We start from the raw sequence: 25,243 nt of genomic DNA, 5'->3' as shown, positions 1-25,243 counted from the left end.
ATACTACAAATCCCGATTTTTTAATAATTTGTAAGAAAAATATACAAATAAAAATGTCCAGATTAATACAATTAGAATTGCAAAGTAACTTACACTATAATCGATATCTGTATTAATTCCCATTTGTGAACCAATATTCTTGACTACAGATAATCTTGGGCCGGGATTAACAATTAAATTAGACATTGATTCTAAAGGAAGGAATTGTGTAATTTTTTCATCGGTGTTGCTGTCAGGAAAAATACTAAAGGCCAAGTAACCTCTAATTATGGCTTCGATTATATTCCAAACTAAAAGAAAACCTAATGCAAAAGCAGATCGTTTTACCAAAATTCCAAGAAATAAACAGAACGAAAAGAATCCGGTTAATTTTACGAAAAAGGCTAAAAGATAATCTAAGTCACTAAAAATAATATCAAGTTCAGTATAAGAAGAAAAAATTAACCCTAATATTAAACTCATAACAAAAATAAAAACAGTTGAAGCAGCTGAAAATAAAACTACAGTTAGGAATTTCGAGAGAATAAATTCTTTTTTACTCAAACCGTCAATTAAATTTTGTTTTAATGTTCCATAACTGTATTCGTTAGCCATCATGGAAACAATTACGATAGCAAGAAATAATTTCAGAATAGCGGCAACATAAGTATTAAAATGCCATATAAAAGGAAAATTGAAGATTCCCATCTCTGCCAAATGAAGTTTAATAGGGCCAATATTAAATTTAATAGAAGCGATTAAAGCTATAAATGAAAGTAAAATAAAATAGGTTAATGTTAAAATACGACTGGCTTTATTCATCCAGATTTTTTGTAATTCTATAGAGATAAGTCTTTTCATGGCTTAGTTAGATTTTTGGATTTGTATTTTTGGTTAATTCTAAAAATTGGGCTTCCAAACTATTTTTGCGTTTGACCAAATGACTTAAAATAATATTTTTTGAAAATAAAAACTGATTTAGTTCCTGAGCAGATAAATCGGCTTTTAAGTAAACCAAAACTTTTCCATCTTCATCTTTAACTTCTGCAACGGCTTGATGATTATATAAAGCAGATTTCAGTGCCAGATTATCCTCTGAAGAAACTTCAAAGAAACCTTCATTTGCAGACATGGCATCTACAGACCCTGAATACAAAACTTCGCCTTTTCGTAAAACAACAACGTGAGAGCAAACTTTTTCGACTTCGTCTAATAAATGCGAAGCCAGTAAAATTGTAGTTCCCTGTGATGCAATTTCTTTAATAATATCTCGAATTTGATGAATTCCCTGAGGATCTAATCCATTGGTTGGTTCATCCAGAATCAAAATTTCAGGATCATTTAAAAGTGCCGACGCAATTGCCAGACGCTGTTTCATTCCCAAAGAGAAAGTACTGAATTTGCTATTTTTTCTTTCAGATAAACCAACAAGATTTAGTTTTTCTTCAATTTTAGAATAATTGATGTTTTTAATTTTACAGACCAATTTTAAGTTTTCTTCGGCGGTCATGTACGGATAAAAGTTGGGACGTTCGATAATCGCTCCCACTTTTTTCAAAGCTTCATGCGTTTGTACATTTCCGTCAAACCATTTATAATCGCCTGATGTTTTGTTTACAACACTTAAAACAATTCCTAAAGTGGTAGATTTTCCACTTCCGTTAGGGCCCAGAATTCCGTAAACGTGGCCTTTTTGTATGCTAAAAGATACATTTTTAAGCGCCTGAATGCGCCCGTATCTTTTACTGAGATTCTGAATGGTAAGGATGGTTTCCAAATTTATTTCGGTTTTAGTTTTTAGTATGACGATTCAAGTTCTATATTGTTACGCCAAATTTATTTTTATCAGCTTATTGATGTAAATTTGTAATAAAGATATTCAAAATGAGCGAACCTTTGATGGTGTTAAAGAAGCCTTCTTTTCCTTTAACACAAGCACTTTTAAGTTATTTGGACAGATACGAGCGTATTTCGAAAGTATCTGTGTTTTATGATGACTTATTACGATTTTCAGGTTCGGTTAACGTTTACGATAAAAACGAAACCGATACTTTATGGATTCGGGTCTATTACAATGAATTTGAAAGAAATGAAATTGATCTCAATTTAAAGAAAATTTATTCGCTTCTGCATTCTGATGGAAACAGTGAGATTATTCAGTTCCTAAACATTGATGCAATCGACTATTGTACTTTCGGAAATTCAAAACCTTTTAGGATTAAAGTCCGAAATATTCTCAACGACAATTATGTTCATTTTTATATTAAAAAAGCCGATGCTTCAAGGATTTACGGATTAGAATTAGAAGATATCCTTTCGCCGGATAAAATCAACTTTTTGGTTTACAATGATACTTTAATCGAAGAACATATTATTGGGATTCCCGGCGATGTTTTTATGGATACGCTGCTCGATAAATGTACCGAAATGGAGAAAGCACAAATCGCCAAAGAGTTTGTAAAATTTAATGAACGCTGTATGATTAGGCTTTTGGGAGATATGAGAGCGTATAATTATGTAATTGTCCCGATTCATGATTTTGATCAGGTGGTCTATAAAATTCGGCCAATCGATTTTGATCAGCAGTGTTATGAAGGAAATTTCAAAGTTTATCGTCCGCAGTTTTTTAAAGAAAATTATCCGATGATGCAGCTCATTAAAGAGAAATTGGAAGAGCGTTCCATTATTCAGTATAAAGATGAAGAAAGAGCGATTCTGGCAAAACGAATCCATTCTGCCGAAAACAGAATCAAAAAATTATTGAACATTATGTGTCACGATACCATTTCGACTGAGGAACATCTAAACCAGTTAAAAATGGAATTGTACCGATACACAAACGATATGAAATTTAAAAACGCAAGATCAATGGGACACATCATGCAGGCCGCTTTTGAATTCATCATCCGTAATTTTAAAAACACAAACTTAGTTTAGAATTATTGTCATCCTGAGGAACGAAGGATCGCACAAGCAGCTCGATAAAGATTGGAGAATTACTGTGCGGAGTTTCTAGTGTGATCCTTCGTTTCTCAGGATAACAAAAAAAATCAATCTTATGAAAAAGACCTTTTTAGTAGCCGCTTCTATTGTTTTGTTAGCCTGTCAGCAGCAGTCAAATGATGATTTGAAAATGCTTTATTCGCTTCCGAAAAAATTAAAAGAAGTTTCGGGAATTACCTATTTTCCTGAAACCAATGTGATTTATACTCTCGAAGACAGCGGAAATAAGAATGCCATTTATGCCATTAATTCTAAAGGGAAATTAGAAAAGACAATTACAATTTCAAATGCCGAAAATGTCGATTGGGAAGATATTACCAAAGATAAAACGGGAAATATTTACATTGGTGATTTCGGAAACAACGATAACGAACGCAGAGATTTGTGCATTTATAAAGTAGCCAAAAATCAATTGAATAAAGATGAGGCTTCTGCCGAATATAAAATCTCATTCTCGTATCCGGAACAAACCGAATTTCCACCAAAGAAAAAAGAATTATTCTATGACGTTGAAGGTTTCTTTGAACACAACGGTTATTTTTATCTTTTCACCAAAAATCGAAGCAAAGGTTTTGACGGAACAGCTTTTATTTACAAAATTAAAAATGCAAAAGGAACTCAAAAAGCAGTTAAAATAGGAGAGTTTAAAACGTGCAGTAATTACAATCACTGCGTTTTAACAAGCGCAACGATAAGTCCAGACGGTAAAAAAGTGGTTTTATTAAGTCACGATAAAATAGTGTTGTTTAAAGGTTTCAAAAGAGATTTATTCCACAAAGGAACCCAAACCGAAATCAGTTTAAACCATTTCTCTCAAAAAGAAGCCATCGTTTTTAAAGACAACAATACTCTACTCGTAGCCGATGAAAAAACAAATAAAATAGGAGGAAACGTTTACGAATTTAAGTTAAAATAAAAAGTTTGCCATGAATTACACTAATTTCCACGAATTAATTTTAAATAAAAATTAGTGAAAATTAGTGTAATTCGCAGTAAAAAAACTTTGAACCTTTGTTACTTAGTCACTCTGAACCTAGAAACTGTAAGCTGCTCCAAAAATTACCCTCCCAACTTCATCAGGAGATTTGAAATAAGAAATTCTGGCGGTTAAAACATTGATAGCATTCAGCCAAAGTCCGCCGCCGTAATCTTGGTGCCATTTTCTGGAATCTTCGCCGTCAAGCCAAACTCTTCCGTAGTCAAAACCACCTAAAATTCCGTAAGTAAACGGAGCAAGTGTTTTACGGATTTTACCAAGACTCAAACGCAAATCAGAACTTTGAGAGAAATAAGAATTTCCTAAAAAACGCTCGTTTCTAAAACCGCGTAAATCAGTATCACCGCCCAAAGCAGCCCCTTGATAAAATTCGTAATTATTATTTAAAATTGCTTTTCCTTTTAGATAAGTAGCTAAAACCAGTTTTCCGTTATGATCAATTTTATGTGTGAAACCTAAAATGCTTTCCAGCGTTGGAAAGTTTTTCTTAGCATCATCTAAATTAGTTGTCCATGTTCCGGCAATCATAAAATACATTCCTAAAGTTGGCTTTGCAGCAAAATCAGAATTTTTAAAAAGATATTTGACTTTTAAACTTCCATAATTCTGGCTGTTAAATACATCAGGATTTACAATATTTGGAATATTGATAAACCTGTTTTCAGTTTCTTCAACAGTCATTCTTTGGAAAATTGGCTGAACACTAAATTCACTTCCATACCTTCCAACGTGGCGAATGGCTCCCGAAGCATTAAATTTACGGATACGAACACGGTTATAATCCATACCTAGGTTGTCATCATATTGAGATTCATTTCCGTAGCCAAAATAATTCATCGCAAAATTTGGTGTTGTATAAAGCGATTCAACATCAATAACCCATTTTCCTAATAAACCTGGGAAATGTGCAGCATAATTAAATTCTAAACCTCCGGTTGCGAAATAGTAAAAAGCATTTAAAACATGTTTTTGCGTGTACGGATTTTGTTTGAAGTTATTTACTGTATAATTAAGGTTAACTCCCAATTTTACACCATCATCCGGGTTATACCCAATATTTGGCAGTCCGGAAATCACATTGTATTTTGGTTTTTGAAAATTATACAAGTTAACATCATAATCGTCTGTTAACTGTGTTTGGGTTTTAGTCCCAAGGCCAGGAGATAAATTATAAGTGTTTTGTTTTGATTTGAAATCATAAACAATAACCTTTCTTCCGTTTTCTATATTGTATGTATCATTATTTTGACCTCCAATTAAACGAACTTTAATTCTCGATTTTTGATCGCCTTTTACTTCAAAAACATCATTATCGTCTAAACCATAAATCCATAAATTTTTGGTTTTAGTATCGGTCAGCGTTTTTGTATATTGTAATTCATCACCTTCTTTCTTCACTCTGAAAACCTGAATTTCAATGCTTTTTTTCTTGTTGTGGTTTAAAACAAATCGGTCTTTTTTATCTGTTCCGGCAATCATAACCGTTTTGCTTAAAACATCAGAATATTTTATCGCATATTTTTGAAGGTCTCTTTTTCTGGCTTTTAATTTTTGAATGATATCGTCAACTGTTTCATCCTGAACTTCTTTTGGCATAGCTTTAAAAGCATTTTCAATGTCGCTGTCAGATAAATTATCCTGAATAAACTTTGCCTGTTCAATCCAGTCTTTTTCTTCTGCTGTTCTTAAAAAAGCCAAATCCATTGGGTAAGGTTCTCTGTTCAGCCATTTTACATTGCTAATTTTATCTTTAAAAGTACGCATGTGGCGCAATGCCGGAATATTCATTAAAATAGAAAGCAGCGCACCATCATATTTTGCAAATGCCTGATCTCTGTCTCTTGGAATTGGTCTGTAAATAACTTTACCGTCTTTTTTAAACTCAGCCCAGCGCCATTGATCGCTGTGTCTGTCCCAGTCTCCAATCAACATATCAAACAAACGTGCTTTTATATATTCTTTTTCGTCAACCGAATATTTTTCGTCCTTATGAAGATTGAGCATCATATCATCTGTACCAATAATATCGCTTGGATTACCAAAGTTTTTACCGTCTAAATGATTATCAGCAGGTCTTTCTTCCACCATATACAATTGATCGCCATAACCCGCATTAAATTCACCTAAACCATTTTGCTTTGGGATATAATATAAAACCGGATTAGTATGCAAAATACCAATTTTGTCTGACATACTGCCAGTTACAAATGGAGCATAGGGATGCGAAGTCGTATAAAAATCAAACAAGAAACTTTCTGTATAAGTGTCTTCAAAATCATTCACAACATATTGATCTTTAAAAGCTACAGACTGTAAAAATACAGAGGCACTTTTTTTCATGCCGCGCATAACATATTCACGCTCTTTTGGATCAGACATTCTTAAAGAAACAGATTGATGCCCGCCGCCTTCTCGAATGGGTTTTAAACCGCCTTTTAAAGTGTCTAAAGTTACCACTGGAACATCAATAGGCATGCTGTAATATTTTCTGTAATGCTGTCCAAATAAAAATCTGTGAAACATACTTTTATCTGTCATTTTAGTAGAATAGATAGAAGTTGTAATTCTTGGAGGGAAATTATTCTTAATATCCGATGCCCAGTTAATTTCTTTGGCTTTTATAATTTCACGTTCAAAAAGCAGTTTTTCTTTATTGTTTTCATTTCCGTAAAAAGAAACTTTGGCGTCGCCGCTTTTATATAAAGTTAAAGCTGCATAACCGTTTCCGCCATACGAAAAATCAAATGGATTTATGGCTCTTGCGGCCTCCGATTTTGATCCGGCACCGCTGATAATCTGCTGAATATTTTCTTTGCTGATATATTGCAGATTATGATCGTGTCCTGAAACTACAATTACATTTCGCTGTTTTTGCAAAAGTGTTTTTATTCGTTTTGCATAAATTGTATATTGTTTATTTTGAAGGTCCTGCGGACTTACTCCAGATGTTTTTCTCAGTAAATTAATAAAAGACCCAATTACCGGAAGCGGAATTTTATTTTCTAACGGAAATAATTGTTTTTTCCATGAAAACTGACCGCCGTGACTTCCGCTGCTTAATAAAGGGTGATGAATCGCTAAAAGAACCGTTTTTTCCTGATTTTTGTTTAAGATGCTTTCGAGTTCCTTAAAAAAATCTTCTCTTGTTTTTATATCGCAGTTATCATTTATTGTTGGATGATTATCCCAATCTTCCAGAAACCATTCGCTGTCAATAGCTACTAACGTCGTGTTACTGTCAATTTTTGTATCTTCGATTGGGCAGGATTTTCGGGGAAGAAATGCTTTTTTATCATTTAAATTTTTCGTTATAAAATCAGCCTGCAGTTCTAAACCTTTTATTCCGCTGTACCAATCGTGGTTTCCGGGAATAAAAATTGTTTTTCCTTTAAATCCTTCAGCTAATTTTAGCTGGTTTGTTAATTTTGTTTCTGCCAAAGCTTTATCCTCAGTATTATTACTAGGAAAACCCTTAGGATAAATATTATCTCCTAAAAAAAGTAAAGTCGATTTTTTACTCGCTTTTTTAAGTTTTTGATGTAAAAGTTCAAGTGTTTGCTGCGCTTGTTCTTCATCAGCATTTCCGGCATCTCCAACAAGATAAAAAGTGTGGGCAATTTTTATGGTATCTTCTGCTGCGTTTTCTGTTTCGTTAGCACTAACGTTTTTTCCGTACTGCGCTTTATGTGTGGCACAGGAATAAATTAATGTTAAGGTGATAATTGCTAATAAAAAGTTTTTAATCTTAGCAATAAAATGATTATCCAAAAACAATTTCATAATTTAGTGGTGTAAAAATATTCTTTTATGAATCTAATAGAACAATCCGAAGATTTCGTCAGTAATTTACTCAAAGATAAACTTTCTAATTTATATTCTTACCATAATTTTAACCATACCTTCACAGTAGTTACAGCGGTAAAAGAGCTTTGCAAAAAAGAGGATGTGGATGCAGATGATAAAGAGGCGCTTTTAGTTGCAGCCTGGTTTCATGATACAGGTTATATTGAAGGTTATGAAAACCATGAAGCCAAAAGCGTAAAGATTGCAGTTGATTTTTTAAAGAAAAAAGAAAAATCAGAAAAGTTTATCGAGCTTGTTTCCGGTTTGATTTTGGCTACAGTCAAAGACTATCATCCAAAAACACATTTAGAGAAAATAATTAAAGATGCTGATTATGCCCATTTAATGGGAACTGAATATGTTACAACCTGTGAGTTATTGCGTTTAGAATTAAAAAATATAGGAATTGTAAATTTTTCGAATGCTGAATGGACAAAGGAAAACTTAAACTTTTTGCTAAATAAACATAGGTTTTACACGGATTATGCTTTAAGAAAATGGCAGCCTTTAAAAGAAAAAAACCTGCTTTTGATTCAAAAAAAAATAAATAAACAGGAATTGAAAGCGGCAGAAGAGATTGAAAAAGAAAACAAAAAAAGCGAAAAAGTCGAAAAACCAGATCGCGGCGTTGATACCTTGTTTCGCGTTACACTTGGAAACCATACCCGTTTAAGCGGAATTGCTGATAGTAAAGCCAATATTTTATTGTCTGTAAATGCCATTATTATTTCGATTGCACTTTCGTCTATTATTCCAAAATTAGACAGTCCGAAAAATGCACACTTAGTTATCCCCACATTTATTATGCTGATGTCGAGTGTAATTACCATTATTTTTGCAATTCTTTCTACACGTCCAAAAGTAACTTCGGGTGTTTTTACAAGAGAAGATATTGAGAATAAAAAGATTAATTTATTGTTTTTTGGAAACTTCTACAAAATGCCTTTAGAAGAATACGACTGGGCCATGAACGAAATGATGAAAGACCGCGATTATCTTTATTCGAACATGATTAAAGATTTGTATTACCTGGGATTGGTTTTACAGCGAAAATATAATTTACTTCGTATTGCGTACAACCTATTTATGTTTGGAATTATTGTTACTGTAATTGCGTTTGTAATTGCTTTTAAATCGATTTAAATTTTAGAATGCATAAAAAAATTAGATGCGGATGAAACGGATTCGCTTCGCAAAAACGCGGATAAAAACAGATTTTTTCTGTATTTATCCGCGTTAAATATTTATCCGTTTCATCTGCGTCTTCGCGAAGCGAATCCGTTTCATCCGCGTTCTATTTCTATAAAATTTGACTATAAGAAAAAGCCCAGCTTTTAGTTGAGTTCATCTAATAAATCCTGATAAGTAATTTTCTTTATTTTTGAATTATTTACGTTATTAATCACTTTTACACGAATCGCTTTTAAACCAGAAACTCCCTGAAGATCTTCTACTTCAAATTGTTCTATTGATGGTTCCAAAATTTTCTTGTGCTGCAAATATTTGATGTATTTTAAATATTCTGCCTCCTCACTGTTTTGAGAATATACAATTGTAATTTTCTCTTTTTCAGTAATTCTTTCGTCTGTTCCTTTAATGTTCGATTTGTCGATTCGTTTTTTAACGACTTCATATCTTGCATTATAAGTTCCGTCAACGTCAAAACGTTTTTCATCCATTCTAAAACGGATAGAAAGCGGCGAACTGAAAACCAAAATCAGTGAAGTAACATCTAATTCATACGGAAGCGATTCTTTTAGCTGATGATGCTCTAATTCCATTTCGCATAAAGTCTGCAGCTGCCACAAACGTAAATTGTGCAGATACATAATGTCAAACGGTTTTGTTGGCGAAATCGATGCCCCAATATATAAATTATGCTCAACACCATCCGTTTTAAAACGTTCGTAATAATGTGGATAAATTTGCTGTGCTTCAACCTGCTTTTTGTCTAATACAGAAGCAAGTCTTTTATTGATAATCGACATAGCGTTATCAAACTTTTTTCTTTCCTGATAGAACATTCCTGTTTTTTCATCCAGACTTTCAAAGTACAATTCTTCTAACTTTTTATTTTTAGCATTGTCTTTGGTATTTTTCAGTATCGGATGAATTTCATCTTCGATATAACGCTGGATATGCTGTTCCATATCTGCTTTTAGCGGAAAATCCAATTCGCTTCGAAGAGACTCCAATTCGAATTTTCTCTGCTCTAAAAGTACCAGATTTGAATTTGGTTTCTGGTTATCGAAAATTTCCAAAAGGGCCGTCAGCTGATTTTTCAAATCAATTTTAACCGTCTCATTTCGGTGTTCAGATGAACCTTTAATATCAATTTGTCCGTATAACGGGAATACATTTTTAAATACAATTTCCTTAAAAATATAATCTTTTGTATGATTTATGTTTTGGAAATAGTTTTGAGATTCTTTTCTAAATTTCCAATAAACGCTTGGGTGAATCGTAGTATACTCACGCTGAATAATAGCTTCAACCTGATGCTGCATATCCGTATTATAGCGGTCAATTGTATCTGTTAAATAAGGTAAAACCAATTCTAGTTTTGTTGCATTTATGCTGTTTAATTCACGTATATTATCAGAGACCAATTCGACAACGCCCAATAAATGGTCATCTTTTATAACGGGTGCAAAAACACAGCTTTGAATTCCCTGTTTTAATAAATGCTCGCCAAGTTTTGGGTTTGAAGATTCTTCGATAAACTTTTTCACATTTGAAATTACAAACGGCTCTTTTTTATCTAAAAGATTTTCAAACGAACATCCAAAAAATGCATTTTTACAATCTACTTCCTGAGTAGATGAAAGTAAAAAACTCTGCATTTGGTTGTCAAACTTTATTGGCCGTATAAATTTTTCTTCTTCAGGATTATAAATAATAAAACCAACTTTTAAGCTCGGAATTTTAAAAATAGACCTAAAGATATTTTCTACAATTTCTGTAGAGGCAACTCTTGAGGTTTCTGGTTTTAAAAGATTACTTTTTAAATTAGAAATAGCACTTTCTGTAGTCGCATCAAATAAAGAAACAATTCCGAAACCTTTTAAAATCCAGCTTCTAGGGGGAAATTTAGATTTCCATAAATCAATATCGTTATAATTATCAATCAAAACATCAATATCGTCCTGCGTAAGCTGCGGTGCATTCTCTGTAGGTGTGATTTCCATGAAATCGGCATTGTACAGAATACGATAATGTTTTTCTACACCTTCTTCATCTGGTATATCGTAGAAAAAGGGTTTATTAAAATCGATATTTTGATGATAATAAGCGCTTAAAATCAAACAGCAGTTATTGATATAGAATTGATGATCATCAAAATCACGAATTTCCATATAAAATTCATCACCTGCATTTCGTAAAATTTTCTTGAAACGCTCTGTATAATTAAAGGATATATTTTGAAAAGGTATTGTTATGGCTTTTATTTCATTGTTTGTTAAAGCCGTAGGGAATAAATCAGCAGCAATGTTTTTAATTAAGGCTTCATTATTTTTAATAGTGCTGTAATCGTGAATTCCTGTTCTGAATTCCGGATACGCCTCAATTTCTTTTAAAATCGCTTTGGCGTAGTTAGATCGGTAATCAACATTAGATAAAGCAATCTGCTCAAAAGACTCAATTAGTTTATGAAATGAGATTATCGTTTCGAAAGGACTTTCGGTTGGTAAAAGACGATCCATCTGTTTTTTTGTTTTTAGAATTACAAAATTAAGCATAAATTAAGAATTGGCGTCATTTTACGATTTGTTTCGTTTATAGTTTCATAGATATTAACCCTTATAAAATGGCGTTTTCGGAAGCGGGGAATTATTTTAACTAAAAATTAACATTACAAATAACGGAACGATCATTCCGTTATTATATCTTTGTACCATAATAATTGAATAATCAATAACTTAAATAATAAACAAAATGAAAAATTTAGAAAACAAAGCAGCTATTGTAACAGGTGGAAATAGCGGAATTGGATACGCAGCTGCTGCGGAATTAGCATCAAAAGGTGCAAAAGTAATTGTAACAGGTAGAAACAAAGAAGCTTTGGCAAAAGCAGAAGCAGAACTGAACGTTACGGGAATCGTTGCAGATCAATCAGATTTAAAATCTATTGACAGCTTAGTAGAACAAGTAAAAGCACAATTCGGAAAAGTAGATATCTTATTCTTAAATGCAGGAATTGCGGCTTTTGCTCCAGTAGATTCAGCTTCAGAAGATCATTATGACAGTATTATGAACGTGAATGTAAAAGGAGTTTATTTTACAGTTCAAAAAGTATTGCCAATTTTAAACGATGGCGGTTCTATTATTTTTAATACTTCTGTAAATGCTCAATTAGGAATGCCGGGTTCAAGTGTATATGGAGCAAGTAAAGCTGCGGTTTTATCATTAAACAGAATATTTGCTGCAGAGTTAGCGCCAAGAAAAATTAGAGTAAATGCAGTTTCTCCTGGTCCAATCGAAACACCTTTGTATGGTAAAGTTGGTTTAGAAAAAGAAGAAGTTGAAGGTTTAGGAGCAGCTTTAGGAGAAAAAATCTTATTGAAACGTTTTGGACAAGCTGCTGAAGTTGCAAAAACAATTAGTTTCCTTGCTTCTGATGATTCATCATTCATTACAGGAACTGAAATTGTGGTTGACGGCGGGCTTACTGTAAACACAGTATTATAATTTTTTTTGACTTATTCAGGAACGATTGTTCCGTTTAATCCTTATATTTGTAAAGAAATTTAATTTTGATATCATGGCTAGAACGAAGGAATTTAATGAAGATCAGGCTTTAGATAAAGCAATTGAAATTTTTTGGCACAAAGGTTACAACGGGACATCTGCTCAGGATTTGGTAACACATTTAGGTTTAAGCCGCTCTAGTTTGTATGATACTTTTGGCGACAAGCAAAAATTGTTTTCAAAGTCTTTGCAGCGCTATCAGCAACAGAATCAAGATGCTGTAAAAGAGCTTTTAGATAAATCTGAAAATGTTAAAGAGACTTTGCATGCAATTTTTAAACAAGCTGTTATAGAGAGTTTAGAAGATAGAATTACAAAAGGCTGTTTTATGGTAAATTCTTCTGTAGAATTGGCTATGCACGATGAAGAAATTGCTAAGATTGTAAAAAGCAACAGCCAGACAATGGAAGAAGTTTTTACAAATGCTGTGAAAAAAGGGCAGGAGGCAGGACATATTTCCAAACAGCAGGATGCAAGGGTTTTAGCCCGGTTCATTTTTAATAATTATTCCGGAATTCGGGTTTTGGCCCGCACGGGAGAAAGAGATAAACAAGTTTATGATGATATTGTAAAAGCAGTTTTTTCCCTTTTATAGCATCAAAAATAATCGAAATAAAAAAATGGCAATTACATTTTGTAACTGCCATTTTTTGTTTTAAGTAAGTAATAGAAAATGAAAACTTCTTAGCTTTTTTCTTCTTTATTGAAGTAAACTAAGTAGTAATACATTTGTTTTTCTTCATCCCAGCCTTTTTCAACAAATTTTTCTGCACTTTCAGGGTTGATAAAATCCATTTTAATCTGAATATGCGTATCCAGGTTAATCACGTTTTTAATCGATTTTCTGGCGTCAGAAACTGCTCCGTTTGCAATTGGGAATGAGGTTACATCTTCGATGCTGTATTTTTCTCCTTTATCAACTTTATAGTTTTTGAATTCAGGAATCAAGTCTGGATTGTCTAATACTTCATTTAGGAAATTCTGCTCTTCAAACTGATCGTTTTTAGCGAAATAATTCACAGATCGGTTCATAAACATTACTTCCTCTTTTTTGTCTTCTGCTGGTAAAACAACATCTTTTGCAAAGTTCTGGCAGAATTTTAAATATTTTTTAGTGATGAAGTTTTCGTCTTCAAAAGCATCTACAGATAAAAAGTGCTCTAACCAATAACGCGCGTCGTAACGGTTACTGTCTACAGTTAGGATTTTGTATCCTTCTTCTTTTTTATAATTGAAAATCAAACATCCTTTGTCTAATTTGCTCAGGTTGATTCCCTGCTGCAAAATCATTTCAAGATTGCTGTTTTTTTCTTCAAATTGTAAAAAGTCCGACTGCAATTCGCTTTTAAAAATTCCGATTGCATCAACTACATTATTATCAATACTTAAGTTTGTTAAGTAGGTTACATAAACCTCTCCGTTTTTAATATGCGGATGATTTGACTGCTCAAATAAATGCATCGTAATTTTTTTTGAAATCTCCTGCAGATTTGAAGGATTAGCAAAAATCTCCGTTGCATATTTAAACATGTCGTTGTAATCCAAGTCCACTTCGTGCGCAAACTGATAATAGTTTTCTTCTTTCTCTCTAAAAGGTTTAAAGAAGTACTCTTTTATCAAAGGCACAATTTCATCATTTAGATTAAATGGCTGCTCTGATAAAAAAATAGCTTCGTTACGGCTTTTGTTCCCTACGCGGTGTATCGCAAGCGTCTCGATGTGGGTGTTGAATAGGTTTATCATGTGTTATTTAGGTTCAGAGTTACAGAGGTTCAAAGGGACAAAGGTTATTTTCTGCCTTTTATTTTTCTGATAAAAGAGCTTAACATTCGTTCTATTTCTCTGCTTTCTCCATTTATTTTATTGAATTGATACTCGGTTATATATTTTAAATTGAATGAAATTTCAAGCTGAGTCTGCATTTCAAACAATGATGAAATTGAAATATTTAAGAATCTCAAATAATCATTATTTCCGTCTCTTCCATATCCCTCAGCAATATTACTCGGTATTGATATAGAACATCTCCTAATTTGTGAAGACAGTCCATAAATTTCTTCTTTCGGGAATGAATTTGTTAATTGGTAAATTTCGGTAACTAAGTTCATTGACTTCTGCCAAATCAAAAGGTCTCTAAAAGTATTCATATTTTGCATTTAAAAAATCAAACACAAAAATAAAAATATTCCTACAATAAGAAATCAAAGATTCTAAAGAAAACCTCTGAACCTTTGCAACTTTGAGCCTTTGGACCTCAAAAAAACTAATTCCAATTTTCCTCAAATCCATAATCTTCGAAGCTGTCGTCGCCTTCGAACATATCAAGATCATCTTCGTCTAAGTCATCTTCAAATTCTCCGTAGATATCATTGTGCATATCATCAGCTTCGAAGCTTTTTTCCATTGCTTCGTCTGGCATAACTCCGTGAGAGAATAAAGTTTCAGGATAAGTTGCGCCTACAGCTTCTTCTTCGATGGCGGCCAATTCAACTAAGAAAGTCCACATGCTGATGAAATCATAAACGTAGATAATCTTTGTGTTTTCTTTATCTAAAATACTAGATAACGGATAATCGTTCATGGTTCTTTGTTCTCCCGGAACATCGCCAGTATCAAAAAGAGGAATTTCATCTTCCTGATTCCAGGTTTCATCACAAGTATAAAATGAAGCAACTTCTGATCCGTCAAAACCAAAAGCGTTGAAGATAGCATTGTGTAAATCCTCAAGTGTATCGTCTTCAAGAATAGCAATGTCTCTAAAAATATCTTCTTCGGCGTCTAGAATTACTCTAAATTTATAAACCATAATCTTTGTTTTTATTGAGAGGTCAAAGGTAAAATATAAAAAACGAAATACGAATTGTGAATTACGATTTGTTGAAAAGATTTTTTCAGCTTTCTGATTAAGTGACGTCGATTGCCAGGCTGAGCGAAGTCGAAGCCCCGATTCCAATTGGAGCGCCCTTCGACTTCGCTCAGGATGACATTCATATATTTACATTCCTGCAAGGTTTTGAAAACCTTGCAGGAGCAGACCAGAGAATTATTTCCCAGTCAATCTCTTTCTAAGTTTATGATAATGTTTGTGGTAAGTACTATGACTAGGATAACTTCTGCTCGAAGTCATATTATTAAAAATTAAAGCCGTTAAAAGTAAAATAAGCACCCCGCTTAAAACAGGAGAAAGAACATACATATAACCTAAAGCTTTTACTTTTTCTGTTCCAATAACAGCAATTAAAGCCGTTGCACCCCCGGGAGGATGAAGCGTTTTGGTAATCTGCATTAAAATTATGGCAAGAGAAACTGCCAATGGAGCAGCTATATACATAACATCTGGAACCAGTTTATGAACGGTTACGCCTACAATAGCAGAGATTATATGACCTCCAACCAGATTTCGAGGCTGAGAAAACGGACTTTGAATGATTCCGTAAACCAATACACTCGAAGCTCCAAAAGAACCAATTAAATATACGGCATCACTTCCGGAAAAATGCAGGGACTGTACGTAAGCCAAAATCCCAATTCCGGCAAATGATCCTAAAAATGACCAAAAATGTTCCTTGTAGTCAATTAAAGTTTCTTTGTAAAGAATATAGCGTGTCTTGCGATAGCTTCTTTTAATTTTAGGAGTTGGCATAGTAATGTAATTTGTGGTACTTTTTGCCACGAATTCACAAATGTTTGCGTTTAATAAATTAGAAAAATTGGTGAATTCGTGGCAAAAAAATTATTTCGTCAAGCTTGGGGCGTAACTATATACAGTGTAAGGATAAATTGTTTTGGCAGTGTATTTTGAAATTAAACAAACTACAAGAATTGGTAAAAACAGAGTATAATCGTTTGTTAAGCCGCATACCAAAAAGATGGCAGTAAACGGAGCATGAATACTTGCGCTCAAAACAGCCGCCATCCCGATAATCATGAAATTAACCGGAATTACATTTACATGGAAAAAACTGTTTAAAATAGACGCCAGTAACAATCCTAAGAAAGCACCAATAAACAAACTCGGAGCAAAAACACCGCCGTCGCCCCCCGAAGCTAATGTTATAGAAGTTACAATAGGTTTTAGAATTAAAATTCCGATGAATGTTAAAGCTAATGTTATGGTTAAAGGTATTTGTGCAGTATTTCCGAAAATGTCTTTTATAGCATGATAACCTTCCCCATATAATTGAGGGAAAATAAATAACGAAATACTTAAAACAACAGAACCAATAATAATTTTATAATAATGAGTTCCGATTTTTCCAAACTGAGATTTAAAAAACAATACACATCTGGTTAAATAAACCGAATTCATTCCGGCTAAAATTCCTAAAAGAATGAAATACGGGATTGCTTTTAAATGCCAGGTTGTAATTGAAACCGAAAATAAAGGTTCTTCTTTTAAAATAGAAAGTAAGCCAAAAGCGATTGAAACAGCAATGATATTTGAAATGATAAAAACACGCGTTACTTTTCGTGATATAACTTCAAAAGCAAATAAAATACCCGCAATTGGACTGCTGAAGAGCGCTGTAACTCCGGCTGCAACCCCTGCACAGATTAATTCTGTTTTGTATTGACGGAAGATATTTTCTTTTTCGTGGGCAACTGAACCAATTGTTGCAGTAGCAACAACGGTAGAAACTTCTATTCCGGTAGAGCCGCCAAAAACTACGGTAAGTAATCCGTTGATAAAGTGTGATGGAATTTTATAAGATGGAAGATTTTTTGTTGTTTTTGTGCTTTCAAAAACTTCTTTAATTCCTTTGTTTTCTTTTTTCTTAAAAAGATATTGTCTCAAAAAATAAATTACAGATAACCCAAAAACCGGAAAAATGATGTAAAATATTGGGTTTACCGAAACTTCATGGAAGAAGATTTCTTCGTAATACTCCGTAATTTTTTTAAGTGAAATTCCGAGAAAGGCTGAAAGAAACCCAATTAAAATAGAAACAATAACTAATTTTCGGAATTTAATAAATTGATGATTTTTTTTGATTTGCGCCGTTTTGTTCATCAGAAGTGATTTTGTAGTCGCAGGATTTTATTTGCGATTTCACAAAATTAGGCAATCAAATCTGTTTTTTAATAATAATCGTTCCTTATTATATGTTAAAATTATTAAAATAAGAAAATTCTTTCAGTGTGTTTTTATGAGTATAGCGGTGTAATGGATGCTACGAAGGCACTAAGACGCGAAGTTTTTTTATTAAAATTATTAAAGAAATAAATTGCCTCCAGCTTTAGCTGGAGGAACGAAATATGATAGAAAAAAGGCTTTAGCCGAACTACCGTATGTTTGGCTAAAGCCTTTTCAGCTTGATTTTTAAATCATCCAGCTAAAGCTGGAGGCAATTGAAATATTCCTTTACATACGAAATGACATAAAACGAGAAAAAAAACTTCGCGTCTTAGCGCCTTCGCAGCAAAAACTTATCTCTCATAAAACTCTATCGGCAGTAAATCAGGATCTGTGATAAATGTAAAACGCTTTTCAGTCGTTTCATCAATTCGTATTGGCTCAGATTCTATATTTTTTGAAGTCAAAAAAGCAACAGTTTCATTTAGATTAATTACTTCAAACGCCAAATGACGTAATCCAACGGCTTCTGGTCTTGAAGGTCTTTTTGGCGGATCTGGAAATGAAAATAATTCAATTACATAAATTCCATTTAGAGCCAAATCTAATTTGTAAGACTGGCGTTCTTCTCTGTAAATTTCTCTTATAATCGTTAATCCTAAAATTTCGGTATAAAAGGTTTTAGATTTTTGATAATCAGAGCATAAAATGGCAATATGGTGAACTTTATTTAAGGTAAGCATTATGATTTTGATTCAGGTTCTTGATTTAATTTTCGGATTACCTTTGCAGGGTTTCCAACGGCCAGTGAATTATCAGGGATATCTTTTGTTACAACAGATCCGGCGCCAATAACACAGCCTTTTCCGATCGTAACTCCCGGGCAGATAACAGAATTTCCGCCAATCCAGCAATCGTCCCCAATTGTAACCGGATAAGCATTCTCAAGCGATTTTCTCAATTCAGCGTCAAGCGGATGCGAGGCTGTATAAATTTGAACATTTGGCGCAATAAATACATTCGAACCAATATTTACAGGAGCACAATCCAAAACAACGCAATTCACATTAAAATAAACGTTTTCTCCACAAAAAATATTATAACCATAATCACAATGAAAAGGTGGTTCGATGTAAAAACCAGCTCCAGTATTGGGAATTAATTCTTTTAAAATTTCTTTTGCTTTTTTGGTAACTCTGTATTCTTTTACATTTAAGCTGTGTAAAAGATTTTTTGCAGTTCGGCGGCCTTTTACTAATTCCGGGTCAAAAGCGTTGTAATATTCGCCCGAAATCATTTTTTCTTTTTCTGTTTTCATATAGAGTATTACATTTTCGTCTTGGCAATCTTTTCATGAATTTTTACAGTTTCCTGTAAAGCTGCGGTGCAGTACCAAGGCGTTAATTCGGCTTCGAGTAAATTGGCTTTTATAGCTGGATCTGTTGCTACAAGTGCTTTTGCTTCGTCAACAGTTTCTACGTTAAAAATATAAATACCTCTATAATTTCTATCGTTTTTCATAAAAGGGCCGGCAACAACCAGTTTTCCTTCTTTTGCCAGTTTATTGATGTTTGCCATATGTCCTTCAAACAACTTTTTGGTTTCTTCTTTTGAAGCCGTTGTATTGGTTCCTGATTTTAAAAGGCAGAAAACATATTTCTTCATTCCGTATTCATCGGCATTCAGGGATTTTGCAAGATTTTCGTCGAATTTAACTTCGGTTTCCTGAGAAAAACCGATTACATTCATCAATAAAAAAGCGATAATAAAAAGTGAGTTTTTCATAATTGTTTTATTTTTTAACACTTAGAAACATAGAATTGAAAACTTTAAAAAAGGCATTTCATTTGCATAAAGACATAGCTATGCGTAAAATCTGGATTTTAAAATAATCTCAAACACAATATTAAATCTATGTTTCTATGTGTTTAATAATTTTTTCAAAATAACAATCTGTCCCAAATGGTAAACATCATGCTGAATGATTCCGTGAATATCTTCATAAAAATTATGATTATTATTTTGATCTATTTTCTCGAAATCCGCATCATTAAAATTATTCAAACAAGCACTCCATAATTCCTGAGATTTTGCCAGACTTTGCAGTGATTGTTCCCAGGCTGGTTCAGATGAATCTAAAATTGGCACAAAATAATTATGATCGGGAGTGGTAATTATTTCTCCCTGAACACGTTTTAATATGTTTCTTCTCCATTGTATTAGGTGATTGACAATTTCCCAAATCGTGTTTAAATTAGGATTGATTTTTTTATAAGCCTGAGCTGCAGTTACATCTTTTAAAGTATCAGCTAAGGTAACTTCAAGCCACGGATTTCCATTATAAATGGATTGATACAAATTCGAAACTCTTTTACTTTCTGACATAGTTAATAGTTTTTAGAAACACTACAGCTAAGATACAAATTTGTAATTTACAACTCATCCTTAAAATTCTACAATTGGGTTATTATATATTTTTTAACAGGAAATGTTAAAATACATTTGCTCCATCAAAAACCAATATCATGAAATCGCCACTTAAAAAGTTTGCTTGCAAACACCATTAAATAAAAGGCGACAGCATACATGACCAATAACCAATAAAATCAACAGGTATGAAAACCAGAATTACTTTTATTTTATTATTACTAAGCACATTTACTTTTGCACAAAATGTTATCTCAGGAAAAGTTTTGGACCAAAAAGGAAAACCTGTTGCCGGCGCTAATATTTATATAGACGGAACTTACGATGGAGCAACAAGTTCTGAAACTGGAGATTTTTCTTTTGAAACTACTTCAACCGGAAATCAGTTTTTAGTAGTAAGCTTTTTACTTTTCGAAACTTTTAAAAATGAAATTGATGTTGCTAATTATAAAAATCAAACAATAAAACTAAGAGAAAATGTAAACACTCTGGATGCCGTTGTTATTACAGCCGGAACTTTAGAATCTGGAGACAAAGCAAGGGTTTCGGTTTTAAAGCCTTTAGATATTGTAACAACTGCAGGTTCTGCAGGAAATATTGTTGCCGCTTTGCAGACTTTGCCTGGAACGCAAAGTGTGGGCGAGGACGGACGTTTGTTTGTACGTGGAGGTGAAGCCAGCGAAACGCAGACTTTTGTTGACGGAATTCGCGTGGCACAGCCGTACGGAGCAACAACCAATAATTTACCAACAAGAAGCCGTTTTTCCCCTTTCTTATTCAGCGGAATTGCTTTTTCTACCGGAGGTTACTCGGCAGAATATGGTGAAGCTTTATCAAGTGTTTTGCTTTTAAATACACAGGATGAACCAGATCATAATAAAACCGATATTGGTTTAATGACCGTTGGTTTGAGTTTAGGAAATACTCAAAAATGGACAAAAAGTTCGTTAAGCGTAAATATGGCTTACATTAATTTAGCGCCTTATCAGGCAGTGATTCCACAAAATGTAGACTGGAATAATCCGTATCAATCGCTTGGAGGTGAAACAGTTTACAGATATAATTTTACAAACGGAATCTTTAAATTATACGCAGCTTTTGATTCTGAAAAATTCGATTTGAACCAGAAAAACATCAATTTCGAGAACCCAATAAGAACAGATTTAAACAACAATAACTTCTACCTAAACACTTCTTATAAAGGAACTTTTGGAACGGGATGGCAGTTAACTTCTGGAATTAGCTACGGTTACAGCAAAAACAAAACAAAATACGATATTAATGATATCAATACAGATGAAAATGCAGCGCAGTTGAAATTAAAACTTGGAAAGAAAGTATCAAACTATTTCAAATTGTCTTTTGGAGCTGATTATTTCATTACCAAATTCAATGAAAACTTTGATGACAATATTTCTATTGACGTGAAAAACGGATATGATTCTAATATTTTTGCAGCTTATACAGAAGCAGATATTTTATTCTCTAAAAAGCTGGCAATGAAAGTTGGTTTAAGATATTCTAACAACAGTTTATTAAATGAAAACAATATTGCACCAAGAGCTTCATTAGCATACAAAGTTTCAAAAAACAGCCAGTTTTCATTTGCTTACGGAGACTTTTCTCAAACACCTGTTGTAGATTATATTAAGTATTCAAAATACCACCAGTTTGAAAGTGAAAAAGCACAGCATTATATTTTAAATTATCAGTTTACACAGCCGGGACAAACTTTTAGAGCCGAAGCTTATTATAAAGATTACAGCAATTTAGTGCAATACGATACAAGAGATATTCAGTACAATTCGGTTTTCAATAATAATGGAAAAGGTTATGCAAAAGGATTGGATTTATTTTGGAGAGACAGCAATTTGTATAAAAATTTAGAATATTGGATTTCCTATTCTTATATTGATTCTGAAAGACAATATAAAAACTTTCCAAGAATGGCAACGCCAAGTTTTATTGCAAATCACACCTTATCTGTTGTAACGAAATATTTTATTACCGACTGGAAATCACAAATTGGATTCACAAACAGTTACAGTTCAGGACGTCCGTACAACGATCCAAACCAAATGCAATTTATGAACGGAAAAACAAAATCATATAATAGTTTGAGTTTTAACTGGGCGTATTTATTGACAACACAAAAAATCCTTTATTTCTCAGTTTCAAACATTTTAGGAACGCAGAATATCTTTGGATACGATTACGCAAAATTACCAGATCCAAACGGAGTGTATAACAGACAAGCGATTACACCAACCGCAGACCGATTTTTCTTCGTAGGTTTCTTCTGGACGATCAGCCAGAATAAGAGTGAGAATCAGTTGAAGAATTTGTAGGTGCTAAGTTGCTAAGGTTCTGAGTTGCTAAGATTTTAAAAACTAAAAAAAACTTAGAATCTTAGCAACTCAGAACCTTAGAACCTTCAAAAAAACAATTCAGCAGCAAAAATCGACAACTCAGTATCATTTAATTTTAAGACAGTAAAATCAGATATACTTTTGAAGTATAAATTAAAAGGTACAAAGAAACAAAGAGACAAAGGTTCAAAGTTCCATCAAAACTTAAAAAGGATAAAACCTTTGTCACTTTGTCCCTTTGCAACTTTGAACCTAGAAAAAAAGAGTTTTAATCATCAATAAAAAAACTTAGAATCTCAGAACCTTAGCAGCTTAGTAACTTAAAAAAAAGAAATCATGACCAAAATTATTACACTAATCACGTTATTTATCTGCAGCTTAATGTCTGCTCAAAATGTAAAATTGACTGTATCTGTTTCAGGCATTAAAAACAATACAGGAATTGTGAAAGTAGGTTTGTACAACTCAGACGGTACATTTCTTAAAACGACTTACAAAAGTCTTTCTTCTGAAATTAAAAACAATGAAGTTACCGTAACATTTGACAATCTTCCTTCGGGAGAATATGCAATTTCAACGTATCACGATGAAAACAATAACGGTAAGCTTGATAGAAACGCGATGGGAATACCTTCCGAAGATTATGCAGCTTCAAACAATGCAAAAGGGTTTATGGGACCGCCTGCCTATAAAGATGCTAAATTTATTGTTGAGAAAGATTCAAAAATTGAAATTGTATTATAAATTAGTAACTAACAAACAAATCAAAATAACCATTTAAATTACTTATAAAATGAAAAAAATCATCACTTTAATCGCATTATTTGTAGTAGTAATAAGTTCTGCTCAAACTCAATTTGAACAAGGAATGACTAAAGCTTTTGCACTTTGGAAAGAAGGAAAAAACACAGAAGCTTCGGCATTATTTGAAAGAATTGCCTCTGCTGATAAGAACAGTTATCTGCCAAATTATTATATCGCTTTAATGAATACAACAGCCGTTTTTACTGAAAAAGATAAAACAAAAATTGATCTTCTTTTAACAAAAGCTCAGGATGCATTAGACGTAGAATTTATTAAAGATCAAAACAATGCTGAACTTTATGCTTTGCAAGCTTTAATTTATACAGGATATGTTGTTGCTGACCCAATGACAAACGGAATGAAATATTCGGCTAAAGTAATGGAAGCTTACGCAAAAGGAAAAGCGATCGACCCAAACAACCCAAGAATTGTTTTTGGAGAAGCTGATTATCAAATAGGCGGTGCAAAATGGACAGGAGTTGATACAAAACCACTTTGTGCTCAAGTTGATAAAGCTATAGAACTTTTTGCTACTTTTAAACCAGAAACTCCTTTTTCTCCTAAATGGGGATTAGACAGAGCTTTGGAAATTCAAAAAACTTGTAAATAAAAAGTATCAATTTAAGCCAGTTTATAAATGAAAGATCATAGAAATATATATGCAGATTTAAAAAGCGGTACAATTGTTTCGTTTAAGATTTCTATGATTTTTACAGTGATATTCTCAGCTTGTTTAGGAGATGATTTAAGTGTAGAAAACGTTCTTATAACCTTTTTTATAAGCTGTCTTTATTCTTTTGGAGTAGGTTTTGGAAACGGATACATTAATGTGCTCTTAGACAAAAAATGGGATTGGCTGGAGCAGACAAATCTAAGGGTTTACTACGGAATTATAGTTACTGTTTTGTATACCGTTCCGGTAGTTTTAGGAATAAATTATTACATTTTTGTTTACCTGCAAAGCATGCCTTTAGAGAAGTTCTTTAGCGAAAGAATGATTTGGATACATCTGTTTTATATTATTTTGTCTTTAGCAGTGTCAACTTTCATGCAAGCGAGAAGTTTCATGGTAAAATGGAAACAGGCGTCAAAATTTGAAGTTACGCAGCAAAAGATTATTGCAGGAACGGCAAGTGCTAAATTCGAAAGTTTAAAAAATCAAATCGACCCGCATTTTCTTTTTAATAGTTTAAATGTATTAAGTTCTTTGATTGAAGAAAACCCGGATAACGCGCAGCGGTTCACGACTTCTTTATCTAAAATTTACAGGTATGTTTTAGAGCAAAAAGATAAAGAACTGGTTTCTGTTGAAGATGAATTGTCATTTGCAAAAACTTATATGAATTTATTGAAAATGCGTTTTGAGAATAGTTTGTTTTATGAATTGCCTACAACAAACATTAACCCAGACGCAAAAGTGGTTCCGTTATCGTTACAGCTTCTGCTCGAAAATACAGTAAAGCATAATGTAGTAAGTGAACAAAAACCACTGCACATCAGGATTTTTATTGATGGCGATTATTTAGCCATTCAAAATGATTTTCAAAAGAAAGAAGTGTTACAAGACAGACAAGGCGTTGGATTACAAAATATTGTAAACCGCTACGAAATTGTAACGAACAGGAAAGTTATAGTGGAACAAAACGAGAAAAATTTCACGGTTAAGATTCCAATTTTAACCAAACAAATTACAGTTATGGAAACAAGTGCAGATTATAGTGACGAAACTAAAGCTTATTTCAGAGCAAAAAAGAGAGTAGAGGAATTAAAAGGATTTTATGCAAACGTAATTTCTTATTGTTGTGTGATTCCGTGCTTAATTTTTGTAAATTTAACGTACTCTCCTGGATTTCAATGGTTTTGGTTTTCTGCTTTAGGTTGGGGATTTGGAGTTGTAATGCATGCTTTTAAAGTATTTGGATACAGTTCTGATTGGGAAGAACGAAAAATCAGGGAGATTTTAGAAAAAGAAAACCAACAGAGAAACTGGAAATAATC

At 33.0% G+C, this 25,243-nt stretch carries 22 protein-coding genes; 9 read left to right on the top strand and 13 right to left on the bottom strand.

Annotated features, from left to right (window positions below; genetic code table 11):
* Positions 1 to 3 precede the first annotated feature (3 nt).
* Together AABD74_RS21500 and AABD74_RS21495 are read right to left on the bottom strand one after the other, a co-directional pair.
* Positions 4 to 840 (bottom strand): ABC transporter permease, encoded by an 837-nt coding sequence (locus AABD74_RS21500; RefSeq protein WP_232679005.1) that lies wholly within the window; start codon positions 838 to 840, stop codon positions 4 to 6.
* A gap of 7 nt (positions 841 to 847) precedes the next feature.
* Positions 848 to 1,756, bottom strand: coding sequence for an ABC transporter ATP-binding protein (locus tag AABD74_RS21495; protein WP_406844249.1), 909 nt, complete (start codon positions 1,754 to 1,756; stop codon positions 848 to 850).
* A gap of 107 nt (positions 1,757 to 1,863) precedes the next feature.
* On the opposite strand from AABD74_RS21495, the gene AABD74_RS21490 reads away from it, so the two are divergent.
* Positions 1,864 to 2,916: a hypothetical protein gene (locus AABD74_RS21490; RefSeq protein WP_232679009.1), complete on the top strand. Its 1,053-nt coding sequence runs from the start codon at positions 1,864 to 1,866 to the stop codon at positions 2,914 to 2,916.
* A 121-nt stretch (positions 2,917 to 3,037) separates the two neighbouring features.
* Positions 3,038 to 3,898, top strand: a complete 861-nt coding sequence (locus tag AABD74_RS21485) for a hypothetical protein (RefSeq protein ID WP_406844248.1) — start codon at positions 3,038 to 3,040, stop codon at positions 3,896 to 3,898.
* 117 nt (positions 3,899 to 4,015) lie between these two features.
* On the opposite strand, the gene AABD74_RS21480 is transcribed toward AABD74_RS21485, so the two are convergent.
* Positions 4,016 to 7,759, bottom strand: coding sequence for a metallophosphoesterase (locus AABD74_RS21480; RefSeq protein ID WP_406844247.1), 3,744 nt, complete (start codon positions 7,757 to 7,759; stop codon positions 4,016 to 4,018).
* A 27-nt stretch (positions 7,760 to 7,786) separates the two neighbouring features.
* Here AABD74_RS21480 and AABD74_RS21475 point away from each other — a divergent pair, with 27 nt between their 5' ends.
* The gene (locus AABD74_RS21475) at positions 7,787 to 8,965 is read left to right on the top strand and encodes a Pycsar system effector family protein (protein WP_232679016.1); all 1,179 of its coding nucleotides are present in this window, start codon (positions 7,787 to 7,789) and stop codon (positions 8,963 to 8,965) included.
* Between the two features lie 191 nt (positions 8,966 to 9,156).
* Here the strand turns inward: AABD74_RS21475 and AABD74_RS21470 are convergent, their stop codons facing one another.
* Positions 9,157 to 11,526, bottom strand: coding sequence for a GAF domain-containing protein (locus AABD74_RS21470; protein WP_406844246.1), 2,370 nt, complete (start codon positions 11,524 to 11,526; stop codon positions 9,157 to 9,159).
* Positions 11,527 to 11,758: 232 nt separating this feature from the next.
* On the opposite strand from AABD74_RS21470, the gene AABD74_RS21465 reads away from it, so the two are divergent.
* Both AABD74_RS21465 and AABD74_RS21460 read left to right on the top strand, forming a co-directional pair.
* Positions 11,759 to 12,511: an SDR family oxidoreductase gene (locus AABD74_RS21465; RefSeq protein WP_406844245.1), complete on the top strand. Its 753-nt coding sequence runs from the start codon at positions 11,759 to 11,761 to the stop codon at positions 12,509 to 12,511.
* 73 nt (positions 12,512 to 12,584) lie between these two features.
* Positions 12,585 to 13,166, top strand: a complete 582-nt coding sequence (locus AABD74_RS21460) for a TetR/AcrR family transcriptional regulator (RefSeq protein ID WP_232679023.1) — start codon at positions 12,585 to 12,587, stop codon at positions 13,164 to 13,166.
* Between the two features lie 89 nt (positions 13,167 to 13,255).
* Here the strand turns inward: AABD74_RS21460 and AABD74_RS21455 are convergent, their stop codons facing one another.
* The 9 genes from AABD74_RS21455 to AABD74_RS21415 form a co-directional block, all read right to left on the bottom strand.
* Complete coding sequence (locus tag AABD74_RS21455) at positions 13,256 to 14,314, bottom strand: nucleoid-associated protein (RefSeq protein ID WP_406844244.1); 1,059 nt, start codon at positions 14,312 to 14,314, stop codon at positions 13,256 to 13,258.
* 44 nt (positions 14,315 to 14,358) lie between these two features.
* On the bottom strand, positions 14,359 to 14,718 hold the full coding sequence (locus AABD74_RS21450; protein WP_053473865.1) for a four helix bundle protein: 360 nt from the start codon (positions 14,716 to 14,718) through the stop codon (positions 14,359 to 14,361).
* Positions 14,719 to 14,834: 116 nt separating this feature from the next.
* Complete coding sequence (locus tag AABD74_RS21445) at positions 14,835 to 15,377, bottom strand: plasmid pRiA4b ORF-3 family protein (RefSeq protein WP_232679030.1); 543 nt, start codon at positions 15,375 to 15,377, stop codon at positions 14,835 to 14,837.
* A 237-nt stretch (positions 15,378 to 15,614) separates the two neighbouring features.
* Positions 15,615 to 16,214, bottom strand: coding sequence for an HPP family protein (locus AABD74_RS21440; RefSeq protein WP_232679500.1), 600 nt, complete (start codon positions 16,212 to 16,214; stop codon positions 15,615 to 15,617).
* Between the two features lie 90 nt (positions 16,215 to 16,304).
* Positions 16,305 to 17,582: a chloride channel protein gene (locus AABD74_RS21435; protein WP_406844243.1), complete on the bottom strand. Its 1,278-nt coding sequence runs from the start codon at positions 17,580 to 17,582 to the stop codon at positions 16,305 to 16,307.
* A 416-nt stretch (positions 17,583 to 17,998) separates the two neighbouring features.
* A complete protein-coding gene (locus tag AABD74_RS21430; protein ID WP_406844242.1) occupies positions 17,999 to 18,388 on the bottom strand; it encodes a VOC family protein in 390 nt (129 codons plus the stop codon).
* Positions 18,388 to 18,963 (bottom strand): sugar O-acetyltransferase, encoded by a 576-nt coding sequence (locus AABD74_RS21425; RefSeq protein WP_053473870.1) that lies wholly within the window; start codon positions 18,961 to 18,963, stop codon positions 18,388 to 18,390. The genes AABD74_RS21430 and AABD74_RS21425 overlap by 1 nt, the downstream gene beginning before the upstream one ends.
* 8 nt (positions 18,964 to 18,971) lie before the next feature.
* On the bottom strand, positions 18,972 to 19,430 hold the full coding sequence (locus AABD74_RS21420) for a YciI family protein (protein ID WP_232679035.1): 459 nt from the start codon (positions 19,428 to 19,430) through the stop codon (positions 18,972 to 18,974).
* Positions 19,431 to 19,565: 135 nt separating this feature from the next.
* Positions 19,566 to 20,030 (bottom strand): DinB family protein, encoded by a 465-nt coding sequence (locus AABD74_RS21415; RefSeq protein WP_232679038.1) that lies wholly within the window; start codon positions 20,028 to 20,030, stop codon positions 19,566 to 19,568.
* Positions 20,031 to 20,260: 230 nt separating this feature from the next.
* Between AABD74_RS21415 and AABD74_RS21410 the strand changes: the two genes are divergently transcribed.
* The 4 genes from AABD74_RS21410 (at position 20,261) to AABD74_RS21395 (ending at position 25,241) form a co-directional block, all read left to right on the top strand.
* Positions 20,261 to 22,420: a TonB-dependent receptor gene (locus AABD74_RS21410; protein ID WP_406844241.1), complete on the top strand. Its 2,160-nt coding sequence runs from the start codon at positions 20,261 to 20,263 to the stop codon at positions 22,418 to 22,420.
* A 357-nt stretch (positions 22,421 to 22,777) separates the two neighbouring features.
* Positions 22,778 to 23,185: a DUF2141 domain-containing protein gene (locus AABD74_RS21405; RefSeq protein ID WP_232679042.1), complete on the top strand. Its 408-nt coding sequence runs from the start codon at positions 22,778 to 22,780 to the stop codon at positions 23,183 to 23,185.
* 49 nt (positions 23,186 to 23,234) lie between these two features.
* The gene (locus AABD74_RS21400; protein ID WP_232679044.1) at positions 23,235 to 23,855 is read left to right on the top strand and encodes a hypothetical protein; all 621 of its coding nucleotides are present in this window, start codon (positions 23,235 to 23,237) and stop codon (positions 23,853 to 23,855) included.
* A 27-nt stretch (positions 23,856 to 23,882) separates the two neighbouring features.
* On the top strand, positions 23,883 to 25,241 hold the full coding sequence (locus tag AABD74_RS21395) for a 2TM domain-containing protein (RefSeq protein ID WP_232679046.1): 1,359 nt from the start codon (positions 23,883 to 23,885) through the stop codon (positions 25,239 to 25,241).
* The last annotated feature ends 2 nt before the right edge of the window (positions 25,242 to 25,243 follow it).

This window comes from Flavobacterium soyae (assembly GCF_045348165.1).
In the GTDB taxonomy this organism is placed as follows: domain Bacteria; phylum Bacteroidota; class Bacteroidia; order Flavobacteriales; family Flavobacteriaceae; genus Flavobacterium; species Flavobacterium soyae.
This window is presented reverse-complemented; position numbering and strand designations above follow the sequence as displayed.